We start from the raw sequence: 13932 nt of genomic DNA on the forward strand, positions 1-13932 counted from the left end.
TTTGGCGGCAAGCCGCGCTAGGTCTTGGAAAAGCAGAACCCTGAGGAGCCCCCGATGACCCGACCTTTGCCCGTAGTCTTCGCCGAGACCGACCTTGATGTACTTGCCACTGCGCCCGGTCGGATCGCCGTGATCATTCCACCCGAAGGCAAGCTTGACGCGGGCGCGCGCCGGATCAACCGGCTGACACGCGGGACCTTGGCGCGGCTGATCGAGGCGGCGGCGCTTGGCGAAAAGAAACCCGGCGATGTGATCACGATCAACTGGCCCACTGGCATGGCCGCCGAGGCGGTGGATGTGGTGATCCTGCCGCGCAGCGCCAGCCCCGCCGAGAGCCGCCGTGCCGGGGTCGCCCTTGGCCGCCTCAAGAACGGCAAGCCGTTGCTCATTCTGGGGGCGTCGCTACGCCGCCCGGTGGATGTGATCCTTGGCGCGGTGCTGCGTGCCTATGAGTTCACCACCCACAAGACAAAGGCCAAGACCGATAAAACCCCAGAAGAGCCGGGGGCCATCACCCTGATGTCCGGCAAGCCCGACGAGATCGAGTCCGAGGCCGCCCCGGCGCTGGCCGTGGCAGAGGGCGTGTTCTTCACCCGCGATCTGGTCAACGAGCCTGCAAATCACCTGACCACCACGGAATTTGCCAACCGCATTACCGCGATGCAGGATTTGGGGCTGAAAATCACCGTTCTAGAAGAATCCGACATGGAAAAGTTCGGCATGGGTGCGATTCTGTCTGTGGGCCAAGGCAGCGCCAGCCCCTCGAAACTGGCGGTGATGGAATGGCAGGGGGGCGCGGCAGACGAGGCCCCGCTGGCACTGATCGGCAAGGGTGTGGTGTTCGACACCGGCGGCATCAGCATCAAACCGGCGGCGGGCATGGAAGAGATGACTATGGATATGGGCGGCGCGGGCGTGGTCGCGGGCGTCATGCGCACACTGGCGCTGCGCAAGGCGCGCGCGAATGTGGTGGGTTTGGTCGGGTTGGTGGAAAACATGCCCTCGGACCGCGCCACCCGCCCCGGCGATGTTGTGACCTCGATGAAGGGTGACACCATCGAAGTCATCAACACCGATGCCGAGGGGCGGCTCGTGCTGGCGGATGTGATGTGGTACGCCCAAGAGACCTATAAACCGCGTGGCATGGTTGATCTGGCAACCCTCACCGGGGCGTGTATCGTGGCGCTTGGCCATGAGAATGCCGCCGTGCTGAGCAATAATGACGGCCTCTGCAATGCCGTTCTGCGCGCGGCCAAGGTCGAGGGCGAAGGCGCATGGCGTCTGCCGCTGGGGCAGGGCTATGCCGACATCATGAAAAGCCAGATCGCCGATGTGAAAAACTCGGGCGGGCGGCCTGCTGGCACGATCACGGCAGCAGAGTTTCTGCACCGCTTTGTGCAGGATGGCATGCCTTGGGTGCATCTCGACATCGCGGGCGTCGCCAGCGTCAAGGCGGATACGACCTATGCGCCCAAAGGCGCGACCGGCTGGGGTGTGATGGCGCTCAACCGGCTGGTGGCGGATCTGTTTGAGCAGAGCTGATGGGCGCTGCCTATTTCTATCACCTCACGCGCCAGCCGCTTGAGGCAACCTTGCCCATGCTTTTGGAGAAATCCTTGGGCGCGGGTTGGCGGGTGGCGGTGCGGGGGCAGGACGCGGCGCGGCTTGCCGCGCTCGACGAGCGGCTCTGGTTGGGGCCGGAGGACGGGTTTCTGCCGCATGGCATCGCGGGCGGCGCGCAGGACGCCGATCAGCCGGTCTTGCTGACCACAGGCACCGAGCGGCCTAATGGTGCCGTGTGTCTCATGGCCATCGACGGGGCCGAGGTCAGCGCGGCAGAGGTGCAGGCGCTGGAACGGGTCTGCATTCTCTTTGACGGCAATGACGATGCGGCGGTTCAGGTGGCGCGTGGACAGTGGAAGGCGCTGACCGGGGCTGGTTGCGCCGCGCAATACTGGTCCGAGGCGGCGGGCCGCTGGGAGAAGAAAGCCGAGGCGTGAAGCCGGCGCTTGTGGTCTAGAGCGGCCGTTCGGCCCAATCCCCACAACGCGGTCTAACGCCGCGCAGCGCGCCTCCGCCCCACCGGGCGGGGGTTTTGGTTACCGCTCAACGCATTGACAACGCACAAGCGTTTGGCAGGCATTAAGTGCCCGCCAACTATGCTGCAGCACCAACCCGGTAGACGGGCACCGCGCCGCCCATCATTTGCGGCCAACATCAGCTTGAGGTTAAAACCCCCTTTTATAGTGGGCCGCCTCACAAGATCGTTCCGCTCTAAACCAGAACACTCGTTACATCGGATGAGGATGAGAGGCGGCCCCGCGGATCATGCCCTAGGAGGACATGATCCGCGTTTCCTGTGCCAGAAGGCGCGCGGCCACGGCAGACGGTTTCGCAGCTGCGGTGGTTTTACGCATGATGTCCTCTTTTTGACAAAGATGAATTAAAGATCTTTGTTTTGTCGGGGCACCATTAGCCGCGCGCGCAGACGCGAACCTTGATCTGGATCAACTGTATTCCGTATTCTGAATTTAACGAACTCCATCGCCCAGCCGCGCCAGAATGGGCGCGGTGTCGAGCGTGCCGACAGCCCCCGCCACACGCCCGCGCGGATCGCTCAGCCGTGTGGCGATATAGGCCCCCGCAACCGCATCCGGTGCATGCCGCATCAGCACCGAGGCGGTCAAAAGCGTGGCAAGGCTTTCGGCATACCAGCGCGCCTGTGCCTCGTCCGGTAATTTAGGAAAGGTCTGCATATGCGCGGTCATCGCCGCGTCAAACCGGCGATCCTGCCCGGCCACCTGCGCCAACTCCGCGCTCAGCGCCTCACCGGCCAGGGGCTCTTTACGCAGGGTGCGCAGGATATCCAGACAGATGACATTGCCCGACCCTTCCCAGATCGAATTGAGCGGCGCCTCGCGGTAGAGCAGGGGCAGGGGGGTATCCTCGACATATCCCATGCCGCCCATCGCCTCCATTGCCTCATAGACCACACCGGGACAGAGCTTGTTGCCGAGGAATTTGGCCAGGGCCACCCCAAGCCGGGCAAATGCCCGGTCTTGTGCGGTGCGCCCGTCAAACGCCCGCGCCACACAAAGGCCAAGCGCCAGCGTGCCCTCCCAGTCCAGCGCCAGATCGGCCAGAACGGCGCGCATCAGCGGCTGATCAATGAGCTGTTTCTGGAACGCTGACCGATGACAGGCCCAGTGATGTGCCGAATCGAGTGCGGCCCGCATCAGCCCCGCCGGGGCCATGGCGGTATCGAGCCGGGTATGATGCACCATCTCCAGAATGGTGCGCAGCCCCGCGCCCTCTTCACCCAGCCGATAGGCAAGGGCCCCGTGATACTCGATCTCAGCCGAGGCATTGGCCCGATTGCCCAGCTTGTCCTTGAGCCTCTGGATACGGATAGGGTTGCGCGCCCCCTCCAGCCAGCGCGGCACCAGAAAGCAGGTGAGCCCGCCATGCGCCTGCGCCAGCGTCAGAAATCCATCTGACATCGGTGCAGAGCAGAACCATTTATGACCCAAGAGGCGGTAGTGATCGCCCTCCGGCGTGGCCGTGGTGGCATTGGCACGGATATCCGATCCGCCCTGCTTTTCGGTCATCGCCATGCCCAGCGTCGCGGCGGGCTTGCGCGCCAGCGGCTTGGTACTCGGGTCATAGGTGCGCGCGGTCAGCTTTGGCACCCATTCGGAAAAGAGCGCCTTGTCGGCCTTGAGGGCTGGCACCGCGGCATAGGTCATGGTCATCGGACAGCAGACGCCCGGCTCTACCTGAGAGGTAAGATAGACCATCGCGGCATGGGTGGCGTGCCCACCCGGCGCCCCCTCCCATGGCAGGGCGGCATAGCCCGCGCCAATGCCCACCCGCATCAGTTCGTGATAGGCCGGGTGAAACATCACCTCGTCGCGCCTGCGGCCGCCCGCATCAAAGAGCAACAGTTCGGGCGGATGGCGGTTGGCGGCGCGCCCGGCCGCGCGCAACGCCTCGCTGCCCAGTCGCGCACCGTAAACCGCGAGACTTTCAGGATCGGCCCCGGCGGCCTGAACATGCGTCCGCAACGCCGGATCGCCTGCCCAGAGATCGAGATCCCCGCGCGCTGCAGGCTGGTTCACGACCTGATGACTGTCAAACATATCCTCAGCCGGGCTTTCGTGCATCGGGCTCTCCTTTTGCGAGTATGCTAGAGCGGGTCGTGCCGTGGTGAAAGGGGATTCACAAAGCAAATCTCCTGTGGCATGGTGCAACCAACGCCCGGCACGAGGCGGAATGACGAGGCAGAGCACAGCATGATACCCCGCAGCCGCCCTTGGGGCCTGTTGATCTTTTTCATGATCGCCTTCTTTCTGGGGGCTTATTTCACCTTTGCCGCTGTGCAGGGGGATTACGGCCTGTTCCGCCGTGCCGAAATCGTGGCGCAGAGTGTGGAATTGCAGGCGCAGCTAGAGGCGCTCAACGCGCGGGTTGCGCGGATGGAGAACCTGACGCGGCGGTTGTCGGACAGCTATCTTGATCTTGATCTTCTGGACCAACAGGCGCGCGAAGTTCTGGGCCTGCTGCGCAGCGACGAAATCGTCATTCGGTAAAGGCGATCGAGAGAAGTTCAAGAGAAAGTCGATAGACTTTTTAGGTGTGAAACCGCGACCAATCAAAGATTTAAAGCATTTCGCTATGTCAACGAAAGACCGAAATGCTTTGTTGCGGCTTTAGCCTTGGGGTGACCATTGGCCTTAATCTGCCATGTGCGGCCTAGCGGGTCAAAACCAGCGTGCCCCCTGTGATCTCAATGCTGGAAAACCGCTGCAAATACTCCATTCCCAACAGGGATTGTCCCATGTCGCCCTCGTTCACCACCGCGCGTACATCGGCATGGCGCACCGGGCCCACCGCCACGCTCTCCAACCGCACGGATGCGGTGCGCACCGCGCCATTGGCGGTGAACGCCCGCCCCATATAGGCCAGCGCCCCGGTGTCGATCCCGATCCGCTCGGCGTCGGCTTGGTTCAGCACGATCTGGCTTGCGCCGGTATCGACGACAAAGCGCACGGGCACACCGCTGACCTCTGCGGTCAGGTAATAATGTCCATCCGGTGCACGCGGCAGCTCGATCCGGTCGCCTGACACCACGCTCTGCATCGGGCGCACCGTCTGACGAATATCCTCCCACAGCCCGACCGCGGCCAACACCCCGAGGAAAATCAACCCCCAGATCAGCGCCTGCTGCATCAACTTTCCCAGCGACGCGCGGTTTTGAACCACGAACCACAGCAGGATCACCGACCCTAGAATGACAAGATAGGTCAATTGTGAGTAATTAATCTGTTCCATGGCTCGGATATAGGCGCTCAGCCCGCAAGGCCAAAGCCGCGCAAGCCATCTAGGACGAATTGCACCGCAAGCGCCGCCAGCAACATGCCCAAAAGCCGTGTCACCACATTGATCCCAACATTGCCAAGCGCGCGCTCTAACAGCCCTGAGGTCAGGAACATCACAAACACCAGTGCGATCACCGACAGCATGACACCAATCACCCAGATCAGCCCTTCTGCCCCCGGGTTCTGCCCGGCCAAGAGGATCACCGTGGCAATCGACCCGGGCCCGGCAATCAGTGGAATGGCGATGGGAAAGATCGACGGATCGTCGCCATCTTCCTCTTCCGCCGCATCGGCCTGTCCCTTGCGGCGCTGACCACGCCGCTCAAACAGCATGTCGAGCGCGGTCAAAAACAACAGCAGCCCGCCCGCGATGCGAAACGCAGGCATGGAAATGCCGATAAAGCCCAGAACCGCCTCGCCAAGCGCGGCAAAGAGAATGAGCAGCAGCGCCGAGGTGACGCAGGCACGAATGGCAATCGCCCGCCGCCGCTCCGTGCGCATGCCTTGGGTCAGTGCCACGAAAAGCGGCGTCATGCCGATAGGATCAATGATCACAAAGAGCGTGACAAAGGCGGTGATCAGAAATGCGGTATCCATACAGGTCAGCCTAGCGCGGTTTTGTGCGCCTTGCACCATGTTGCGTGACCCTTGCCAAGCGCAATCTCACTCCGGCAGGGACAGCGCCATGATTTCAGCCGCCCGGCGTAGGGTATCGGCCTCTGCTAGCAGTTCGGTATCCCACTCCGCCAGCTTGGCGCGGCAGAGCGCCATCAGCCGCGTGCCGTCATCGGTAAAGGTGATCCGGCTCTGGTTGCGCCGCACCGGATCGGGCATGACTTCAAGATATCCCAGATTGGCCAGCGCCGTCGCCTGTCGCTGTGTCGCCTGTCTGCTGACCCCCATCCGCCTTGCCACATCCGAGGCGGTATTCTCGCCACAGATCAGCGCGGCCAGGAACCCAAGCTGCGCCGGACTGAGCGCGATACCGTGCTGTGCGCTGAGTGCCGCCGCCAGATGCCGCGTTAGCCGCTCCTCAAAGCCCCGCGCCGCATGGTAGAGGTCGAGCGTCAGGCTGTCCGACATGGAGGTTGTCAACTTTGTTGACATCTTGGATGGCTCCAGTATCTTGTCAATTACGTTGACAACAATGGAGGACTCTCATGCACCTTGCAACCGTCTTACGTCTGAACGCCGCCTCCTGCCTTGGATTTGGCCTTCTCTTTGTCGTCGCGCCGGGGGGTGTGGCGGGCATTCTTGGCTCGCCCCCGGTCTGGCTCGTTGCGGCGCTTGGCGCGGGACTGCTCGGCAACGGCGTTCTGCTCTGGCTCAGCCAGGCTCGTGGCCGAACCCCCCAACGATCCGAGGTGCTGTTCTTCTGTCTCGGTGATTTCGCTTGGGTGGCGATGACTGTTGGCCTTATCGGCTCGGGTCTCTGGATCACCAATCCCGTCGGACAGATCGCGGCGGGGATCGTTGCCCTCGTCGTCGGCACAATGGGAGGGATGCAGTGGCGCGCCCTGCCGCGACCCACAGCGTCATCGAGATAAGCATCGTACGGCCGTACGGTTTAACCGCACAACCGTACGGCGCACCTCAGCGCTCCGCTGTCTCTAGCCGCTCCAGCGACTCCATCCAGAGCGTTTCGGCAAGTGCCAGACCATCCTTGATCTCGGCATATTTCTTTTGCCATTGGGTCAGCCCGTGGATGTCGTCATAGATCGCCGGGTCGCCCAGTTTGTCGGCCACCTTGCGCTCCATATCCTGCAGCTTTGCAATGCGCTCCTCGCAGCGTTTGACATCCTGCCGCAGCTTGAGGATCGCATCTCGAGATGGCCGTTTCACTTTGATTTCTTTTGGTTTTTCGGCGGGCTTCTCTGTGTCGGAGCCGCTCAGCAGCATGGCGCGATAACTCTCCAGATCGCCCTCATAGGGGGCGACTTCGCCGCCGCGTACCAGCCACAACCGATCCGCCACCAGACCGAGGAGATGCATGTCGTGACTGACCAGAATGATCGCCCCGGAATAGGCGGTCAACGCTTCTACCAGCGCTTCGCGGCTCTCGATATCAAGGTGGTTTGTCGGCTCGTCCAGAATCAGCATATGCGGCGCATCCAACGTCGCCAGCATCAAAGACAACCGCGCCTTCTGTCCCCCCGACAGTTTGCCCACCAGCGTTTCCGCCTGTTCCGCTCCAATACCAAAGCCCCCTAAACGAGCTCTTAACTTGGCGGGCGTTTCGGTTGGGCGCATGCGGCGAATATGGTCGATTGGGGTCTCATCAAGGTGCAGTTCTTCGACCTGATGCTGCGCAAAATAGCCAACGCGCAGCTTGGATGCTTTGTGAATTTGCCCTTCAAGAGGTTGAAGTTTTCCCGCCAAAAGCTTGGAAAGAGTAGATTTTCCTTCTCCGTTTCGACCCAATAGGGCGATCCGGTCATCCTGATCAATCCGCAGGTTGAGCCGCCGCAGTACTGGCACGCCGTCATAGCCAACTGATCCGCTTTCGATCCGCAAGATGGGGGGCGAGAGTTCTTCAGGCGTGGGAAAGGTAAAGCGTTTCAGCGCTGCCTCTTGCGGTGTCGTGATCGGCTTGAGCTTGGCGATCATCTTGAGGCGGGATTGCGCCTGCACCGCCTTGCTTGCCTTGGCGCGGAAACGGTCCACAAAGCTCTGGAGATGCGCGCGCCGCGCATCCTGCTTTTTGGCCTCAGAGGCCGCGGCTGCCAGACGCGCGGCACGGGTTTCGGCGAATGTCTCGTAACCCCCTTGATAAAGCGTAAGTTTTTTGTCCTCAAGATGTAGGATTGAACCTACAGCCCGGTTCAAAAGCCCACGATCATGGCTAACGATCAACACGGTATGCGGATACCGCGCCAGATAGGTTTCCAGCCACAGCGCGCCCTCAAGGTCGAGATAGTTGGTTGGTTCGTCCAAGAGCAGCAGATCGGGTTGCGAAAAGAGCACCCCCGCCAAGGCCACGCGCATGCGCCAGCCACCTGAAAAGGCAGAACAGGGCATGAGCTGTTCGTCGTCGTTAAATCCCAGCCCTTTGAGAATGGAAGCTGCCCGTGCCTCGGCGGACCAAGCGTCAATATCCGCGAGCCTTGTCTGAATTTCAGCAATCCGTGCGCCATCGGTCGATCGCTCAGATTCTTCCATTAATTCAGTGCGTTCGGTGTCATAGCTCAACACGGTTTGCAGCAACGACACCTCGTTTCCCGGCACCTCTTGTGCCACGCCTCCGATCCGTGCGCGCGGTGGCAGGTTGATGCTGCCGCCTTCCAGTGCCAACTCGCCCCGGATCAACCGAAAGAGGGTGGTTTTGCCCGTGCCGTTGCGGCCCACGATGCCAACCTTGTGGCCGTCGGGGATGCTGGCAGAGGCGTTCTCGATCAGGGTGCGCCCGGCGACCGAATAGGTGATATCATCAATATGTAACATGGCCCCCGCATGCCGCATGCGCGCGCCGCCGTCAATCGCGGCTTTTCAAGGGGCGGCGCGCATGCTATCGGACCCGCGATCAAACGCGGTCGGGCAAGGGGCCGGGCCGGTAAAACCTACGGAAAAGAGGCTGAAATGGCTGTTGAACGCACGCTGAGCATCATTAAACCCGACGCAACCAAGCGCAACCTGACCGGCAAGATCAATGCCAAGTTCGAAGATGCCGGTCTGCGCATCGTCGCGCAGAAGCGTATCCAGTTGACCCCGGAACAGGCGGGAGTCTTCTATGAAGTGCACAAAGAGCGCCCGTTTTACGGCGAGCTGTGCGAATTTATGGCATCTGGCCCGGTTGTCGTTCAGGTTCTCGAAGGCGAAGGTGCTGTTGCCAAGAATCGCGAAGTGATGGGCGCGACCAATCCCACCGATGCAGCCGCCGGCACCGTCCGCGCGGAATTTGCCGAGTCGGTTGGTGAAAACTCTGTTCACGGTTCTGATGCAGCCGAGACCGCTGCAGTTGAAATCGCCTATTTCTTCTCGGGTCTCGAGTTGGTCGGTTAATCTTAAAGCGATACCTAAAGAAAAGGCCGTATCCCTTTGGGATACGGCCTTTTTTATTGCTCAGATACTGGCGTAATCCTGATAGACGGGCGCTGTGCCGGCCTTGGGCTGTGGGTTTTGGACTGGGTGCGGAGGCGCTGATTTGGCCCCGCTTGACGGGGGGATGGCCTGTGGCATGGGACTGCTCCGTTCATGGGTGGCAAGCCTTGGTGGCTTAGCTATTGTTCTTGTTAAAGTATCGGTAATTTTGAGGGCGCGGTTAGGGAGCGATTGTGGCAAAACTATGACGAATCAGGCGCTTAACTGATCCACCACGGTGACGCCATACCCCTGAAAACTATCCATCGCGTGGAGCGCTTCATTCAGCCCCGATAATCCGATGCGTTTGGTGATCAGGCGCTCTGGGTCAAGACGCCCGGCACTGATCATGTCGAAGAGGGCGGCAAAGCGATCCGCGCCAATGCCTCGGGTGCCGTGGAGGGTGATTTGCCGTGAATAAACCAGTTCCAGCAGTGGCAGTTCGGGCGTGGCATGGCGACCAAGGGGCATGCCAATTTGCACATGTCTCCCCATTTTTCGTAGGCTTTTCAGAGAGTTGTGGAAGGTTTCCGTGATCCCGAGCGCGTCGAGCGAAACATGAGAGCCGCCATCCGTGAGATCGCGCACTGCGGCCCCAACATCTGATGTTTGGCTGGCATTGAGGATCACGTTTGCGCCGAGCGATTGCGCGATCTGGAGCGCCTTGGGGTTAACGTCCACGGCGAGCACGCGGGCACCAATAGCAGCCCCGATCATGATCGCCGAGAGCCCCACGCCACCGCAGCCATGCACGGTAAGCCATTCATCTTGTTTGGTTTTTGCCCGGTCAACTACCGCACGAAAGGCGGTGGTGACGCGGCATCCCATGCCAGCGGCGGCGGCGTAATCCATCGCGTCCGGCAGGCGCACGAGGTTGAAATCGGCGCGTGAAATTGCCAACCGCTCAGCAAAGGCACCCCAGCCGGTAAAGCCGATTACCTGTTGATGGTTGCAGATCGTGGGTTCGCCGCCCCGGCAATCGGGACAGATGCCACAGCCCAGAATGAACGGTGCCGTGACCCGGTCGCCAACGGCGAAACTTTTACATTCTTCTCCGATTTCAATGACTTCACCTGCAAACTCATGCCCCATGACATGCGGCAGGATGACATCGGGATCGGCCCCTTTCCATGCATGATGGTCAGAGCGGCACACGCCACAGGCCCGCACGGCGATCACCGCGCCGTCGCGTGGACATTCGGGATCGGGGACGTCGGTAATTTCGGTGGGAGTGTTATAGCGGGTCAGGAGGGCTGCGCGCATCAGGCACCTATGGCTAGAGTTTCGGGCAACCTAGGGCGGGGTGCAGGGCGGGGCAAGTGTGTACAGAGTGTCCATTCTGTACGCGATTTGTGTACACAAGGCCCGGTGGGGCCGCCCGCAGGGACAGGCGACCCCGGAGGGACGGGTTTCAGGCGACCATGCGCTCAACCACGTCGCCAAACGATGAGGGGGTCGGCACGATGGTCACGCCCGCCTCGGAGAGGATCTCGACCTTTTCCTGTGCCGATTCGCCAAAGGCAGACACGATCGCCCCGGCATGGCCCATGCGCCGCCCCTTGGGGGCCGACAGACCGGCGATATAGGCGGCGACCGGCTTGGTCATGTGGTCGCGGATATAGGCGGCGGCCTCGGCCTCTTGCGGGCCGCCGATTTCGCCGACCATGACCACGGCGTCGGTTCCTTCGTCATTCTCGAACAGTTCGAGAATGTCGCGGAAGGAGGAGCCGTTGATCGGATCGCCGCCGATGCCCACCGAGGTCGAGACACCGATGCCGCGTTCTTTCATCTGGGATGCGGCCTCATAGCCAAGCGTGCCCGAGCGCCCGATGATGCCCACGCGGCCGGGTTTGTAGATATGCGGCGGCATGAGACCGGCAAAGGCCTGTCCGGGGGTGATGATACCGGCGCAGTTGGGGCCAATCAGGCGCATGCGCTTTTCCGCCTTGTAGCGGCGCATGTAGCGCTTGACCTTGATCATGTCGCTCGCCGGGATGCCATCCGCGATGCAAACGCATGTCTGAATACCAGCATCCGCCGCCTCCATGATCGAATCGGCGGCGAAAGGGGGCGGCACAAAGCAGATCACCAGATCGGCGCCGGTCTCGGCCACGGCCCCCTTGACAGTGTTGAAGACAGGCAGGCCGTTATGCTTGGTGCCGCCCTTGCCCGGGGTCACGCCGCCCACGACATTGGTGCCGTGGTTGATCATGTCCTGCGTATGAAAGCTGCCGATGCGACCGGTAAGGCCGGTCACCAGTACGCGGCTCGACTTGTCGATGAGAATGGCCATCATGCGGCTCCTTTTGCAGCGGGTTTCGTATCAGACCAGGCGCGCACCACCAGATCGGCGGCGTCGGCCAAGGTTTCGGCAGTCAGGATAGGCAGGCCGCTTTCCGCGATCAGTTTGCGGCCCTCTTCGACATTGGTGCCCGACAGGCGCACGACGAGGGGCAGGGTGAGGTTCAATTCGCGCACCGCGCGAATGACGCCCTCGGCAATCCAGTCGCAACGGTTGATGCCTGCAAAGATATTGACGAGAATCGCCTCGACGTTGCGGTCGTTGAGCACGGCATTGAAGGACATCAACACCCGTTCCGGGCTGGCCCCGCCGCCCACGTCGAGAAAGTTGGCAGGCTCGCCGCCCGCCATCTTGATCATGTCGAGCGTCGCCATCGCAAGGCCCGCGCCGTTGACGATACAGCCGATTTCACCATCGAGACCAATGTAGTTGAGGCCCCGGTCGCCCGCGAAGGTTTCGCGCGGGTCTTCTTGGCTCTTGTCGCGCAGTTCCGAGATTTCGGGGCGACGGAAAAGTGCGTTGTCGTCAAAGCTGACCTTGGCGTCCAGCGCCATGATCTCGCCCGAGGTGGTGACGACGAGCGGGTTGATTTCCACCATATTGGCGTCGGTTTCCTCCATCATGCGGTAACAGCCGATGATGGTCTTGACCGCCTGCGGGATGAGGGCGGCGTCAAGCCCGAGGGAAAAGGCGATCTCGCGCGCCTGAAACGCCTGCATGCCGACCGCCGGATCAACCACAGAGCGGATGATCGATTCGGGTTCCTGCGCGGAAATCTCTTCGATTTCCATCCCACCTTGACCGGAGGCCACAACGACGACGCGCTCTTCCTTGCGGTCCATCACGAAGGCCAGATAGATTTCCTGCGCGATGCTGGTGGCTTCTTCGACATAGAGGCGGCTCACCAGTTTGCCCTGTGGCCCGGTCTGATGGGTGACGAGCATGCGGCCCAGCATCCATTGCGCGGCCTCGGAAATCTCGGCCTCGTTCTTGCAGATTCGTACTCCGCCTGCCTTGCCGCGTGCGCCAGAGTGGATCTGAGCCTTGACCACCCAGCGGTCGCCCGACAGTTCCGAGGCGCGGTAGACCGCCTGTTCGGGGCTATAGGCGATGCCGCCGCGCGGCACTTGCACGCCAAAGCGTTTCAAGAGTTCCTTGGCTTGGAATTCATGGATATCCATTTGGTAGTCCTCCCTTTTCTGGTTGGGCTTTTCTGGTTGGCCTTCAGCCTTTGGCGGCGATGGCGTCGGCGACGCTGATCACGTTATTGGCCATGCGCTCGGATGCGGCGTCGATCATCTTGCCATCGAGGCTGGCGGCGCCTTTGCCCTGTGCTTCGGCCTTGCGCAGTTCCTCGATGATGCGGCGGGCGCGGGTGACTTCGGCCTCGGGAGGCGAAAACACCTCATTGGCGAGCGCGATCTGGCTGGGGTGAATGGCCCATTTCCCTTCGATCCCCAAGGCGGCGGCGCGTTTGGCGCTGAGCGTATAGCCGTCTGGATCAGAGAAATCGCCGAACGGCCCGTCGATCGCGCGCAGCCCGTAGGCGCGGCAGGCGACGGTCATGCGCGACAGGGCGAAGTGCCACTGGTCGCCGGGGTAATCGGGGTTGAGCCCGCCGATGACCACGGTACGGGCGCGGTTGGAGGCGGCGTAATCCGCCACGCCGAAATGCAGCGCCTCAAGCCGTCCGGGGGCCGCGGCAATCGCCTCGACATTGGCCATGCCGAGGGCGGTTTCGATCAGGGCCTCAAGGCCGATGCGGTGGGTAAAGCCCATCGCCGTCTCGATCTGGCTGACCATGGTTTCCACGGTGTAGAGATCGGCAGGCACGCCCACCTTGGGGACGAGGATGGTATCAAGGTGCTGGCCTGCCTGTTCCACGATCTCGACCACGTCGCGATACATGTAATGGGTATCCAGCCCGTTGATGCGGATCGAGATGGTCTTGCCCTTGGCCTTCCAGTCGATGTCATTGAGCGCCTGAATGATATTGGCGCGGGCCTGCACCTTGTCCGGGGGGGCGACGGCATCCTCTAGGTCGAAAAAGATGTAATCAACGTCAGAGTCTGCCGCCTTGTCGATCATCGCGGGATTGGAGCCGGGAACAGCGAGTTCCGAGCGTTGCAGGCGTTGTTTTTTCAGCGGGTGAAGTGTGTAGCTCATGGTGTTCCC

General features: G+C 61.6%; 14 protein-coding genes. 5 read left to right on the forward strand and 9 right to left on the reverse strand.

The features are described from left to right. Positions 1-54: 54 nt before the first annotated feature. Entirely contained in the window at positions 55-1542 is a 1488-nt protein-coding gene (locus ACN0SW_RS13245; protein ID WP_417728407.1) for a leucyl aminopeptidase, read from the forward strand. Continuing rightward, the gene (locus ACN0SW_RS13250) at positions 1542-2000 is read left to right on the forward strand and encodes a DNA polymerase III subunit chi (protein ID WP_417728408.1); all 459 of its coding nucleotides are present in this window, start codon (positions 1542-1544) and stop codon (positions 1998-2000) included. Before ACN0SW_RS13245 ends, ACN0SW_RS13250 begins: the two co-directional genes overlap by 1 nt. Before the next feature lie 531 nt (positions 2001-2531). Here ACN0SW_RS13250 and ACN0SW_RS13255 read toward each other — a convergent pair. After that, complete coding sequence (locus ACN0SW_RS13255) at positions 2532-4163, reverse strand: acyl-CoA dehydrogenase family protein (protein WP_417728409.1); 1632 nt, start codon at positions 4161-4163, stop codon at positions 2532-2534. 129 nt (positions 4164-4292) lie between these two features. On the opposite strand from ACN0SW_RS13255, the gene ACN0SW_RS13260 reads away from it, so the two are divergent. Next, a complete protein-coding gene (locus ACN0SW_RS13260) occupies positions 4293-4589 on the forward strand; it encodes an FtsB family cell division protein (protein WP_417728410.1) in 297 nt (98 codons plus the stop codon). 163 nt (positions 4590-4752) lie between these two features. Here ACN0SW_RS13260 and ACN0SW_RS13265 read toward each other — a convergent pair whose 3' ends face one another. The 3 genes from ACN0SW_RS13265 to ACN0SW_RS13275 form a co-directional block, all read right to left on the reverse strand. Continuing rightward, complete coding sequence (locus tag ACN0SW_RS13265; protein ID WP_417728411.1) at positions 4753-5331, reverse strand: retropepsin-like aspartic protease family protein; 579 nt, start codon at positions 5329-5331, stop codon at positions 4753-4755. A 17-nt stretch (positions 5332-5348) separates the two neighbouring features. Next, positions 5349-5975 (reverse strand): MarC family protein, encoded by a 627-nt coding sequence (locus tag ACN0SW_RS13270; protein WP_417728412.1) that lies wholly within the window; start codon positions 5973-5975, stop codon positions 5349-5351. 66 nt (positions 5976-6041) lie between these two features. Then, a complete protein-coding gene (locus ACN0SW_RS13275; protein ID WP_417728413.1) occupies positions 6042-6485 on the reverse strand; it encodes a MarR family winged helix-turn-helix transcriptional regulator in 444 nt (147 codons plus the stop codon). Between the two features lie 53 nt (positions 6486-6538). Between ACN0SW_RS13275 and ACN0SW_RS13280 the strand changes: the two genes are divergently transcribed. Beyond that, positions 6539-6925, forward strand: coding sequence for a hypothetical protein (locus ACN0SW_RS13280; protein ID WP_417728414.1), 387 nt, complete (start codon positions 6539-6541; stop codon positions 6923-6925). 46 nt (positions 6926-6971) lie between these two features. Here the strand turns inward: ACN0SW_RS13280 and ACN0SW_RS13285 are convergent, their stop codons facing one another. Continuing rightward, the gene (locus tag ACN0SW_RS13285) at positions 6972-8819 is read right to left on the reverse strand and encodes an ABC-F family ATP-binding cassette domain-containing protein (RefSeq protein ID WP_417728415.1); all 1848 of its coding nucleotides are present in this window, start codon (positions 8817-8819) and stop codon (positions 6972-6974) included. A gap of 135 nt (positions 8820-8954) precedes the next feature. Between ACN0SW_RS13285 and ndk the strand changes: the two genes are divergently transcribed. Further along, positions 8955-9377 carry a nucleoside-diphosphate kinase gene (gene ndk / locus ACN0SW_RS13290; RefSeq protein WP_417728435.1) on the forward strand — a complete coding sequence of 141 codons (423 nt, stop codon included), beginning with the start codon at positions 8955-8957 and terminating at the stop codon, positions 9375-9377. A 291-nt stretch (positions 9378-9668) separates the two neighbouring features. Here ndk and ACN0SW_RS13295 read toward each other — a convergent pair whose 3' ends face one another. The 4 genes from ACN0SW_RS13295 to ACN0SW_RS13310 all read right to left on the reverse strand — a co-directional run bounded on the left by ACN0SW_RS13295 (position 9669) and on the right by ACN0SW_RS13310 (position 13923). Continuing rightward, positions 9669-10718: a zinc-dependent alcohol dehydrogenase family protein gene (locus ACN0SW_RS13295; RefSeq protein WP_417728416.1), complete on the reverse strand. Its 1050-nt coding sequence runs from the start codon at positions 10716-10718 to the stop codon at positions 9669-9671. A gap of 148 nt (positions 10719-10866) precedes the next feature. After that, positions 10867-11748: a succinate--CoA ligase subunit alpha gene (gene sucD, locus ACN0SW_RS13300; RefSeq protein ID WP_417728417.1), complete on the reverse strand. Its 882-nt coding sequence runs from the start codon at positions 11746-11748 to the stop codon at positions 10867-10869. After that, on the reverse strand, positions 11748-12938 hold the full coding sequence (locus ACN0SW_RS13305) for a malate--CoA ligase subunit beta (protein WP_417728418.1): 1191 nt from the start codon (positions 12936-12938) through the stop codon (positions 11748-11750). Before ACN0SW_RS13305 ends, sucD begins: the two co-directional genes overlap by 1 nt. A gap of 43 nt (positions 12939-12981) precedes the next feature. Next, the gene (locus ACN0SW_RS13310) at positions 12982-13923 is read right to left on the reverse strand and encodes an HpcH/HpaI aldolase/citrate lyase family protein (RefSeq protein ID WP_417728419.1); all 942 of its coding nucleotides are present in this window, start codon (positions 13921-13923) and stop codon (positions 12982-12984) included. Between the last annotated feature and the right edge of the window lie 9 nt (positions 13924-13932).

Origin of the sequence: Roseovarius sp. (genome assembly GCF_048262375.1) — a bacterium.
Taxonomy (GTDB): domain Bacteria; phylum Pseudomonadota; class Alphaproteobacteria; order Rhodobacterales; family Rhodobacteraceae; genus Roseovarius.

Bases quoted from the DNA above. Each gene is read 5' to 3' on its own strand.
- ndk (WP_417728435.1), top strand. From the start codon at position 8,955: ATGGCTGTTGAACGCACGCTGAGCATCATTAAACCCGACGCAACCAAG.
- ACN0SW_RS13280 (WP_417728414.1), top strand. From the start codon at position 6,539: ATGCACCTTGCAACCGTCTTACGTCTGAACGCCGCCTCCTGCCTTGGA.
- ACN0SW_RS13310 (WP_417728419.1), bottom strand. From the start codon at position 13,923: ATGAGCTACACACTTCACCCGCTGAAAAAACAACGCCTGCAACGCTCG.
- ACN0SW_RS13250 (WP_417728408.1), top strand. From the start codon at position 1,542: ATGGGCGCTGCCTATTTCTATCACCTCACGCGCCAGCCGCTTGAGGCA.
- sucD (WP_417728417.1), bottom strand. From the start codon at position 11,748: ATGGCCATTCTCATCGACAAGTCGAGCCGCGTACTGGTGACCGGCCTT.
- ACN0SW_RS13270 (WP_417728412.1), bottom strand. From the start codon at position 5,975: ATGGATACCGCATTTCTGATCACCGCCTTTGTCACGCTCTTTGTGATC.
- ACN0SW_RS13265 (WP_417728411.1), bottom strand. From the start codon at position 5,331: ATGGAACAGATTAATTACTCACAATTGACCTATCTTGTCATTCTAGGG.
- ACN0SW_RS13260 (WP_417728410.1), top strand. From the start codon at position 4,293: ATGATACCCCGCAGCCGCCCTTGGGGCCTGTTGATCTTTTTCATGATC.
- ACN0SW_RS13245 (WP_417728407.1), top strand. From the start codon at position 55: ATGACCCGACCTTTGCCCGTAGTCTTCGCCGAGACCGACCTTGATGTA.
- ACN0SW_RS13305 (WP_417728418.1), bottom strand. From the start codon at position 12,938: ATGGATATCCATGAATTCCAAGCCAAGGAACTCTTGAAACGCTTTGGC.
- ACN0SW_RS13255 (WP_417728409.1), bottom strand. From the start codon at position 4,163: ATGCACGAAAGCCCGGCTGAGGATATGTTTGACAGTCATCAGGTCGTG.
- ACN0SW_RS13295 (WP_417728416.1), bottom strand. From the start codon at position 10,718: ATGCGCGCAGCCCTCCTGACCCGCTATAACACTCCCACCGAAATTACC.
- ACN0SW_RS13275 (WP_417728413.1), bottom strand. From the start codon at position 6,485: ATGTCAACAAAGTTGACAACCTCCATGTCGGACAGCCTGACGCTCGAC.
- ACN0SW_RS13285 (WP_417728415.1), bottom strand. From the start codon at position 8,819: ATGTTACATATTGATGATATCACCTATTCGGTCGCCGGGCGCACCCTG.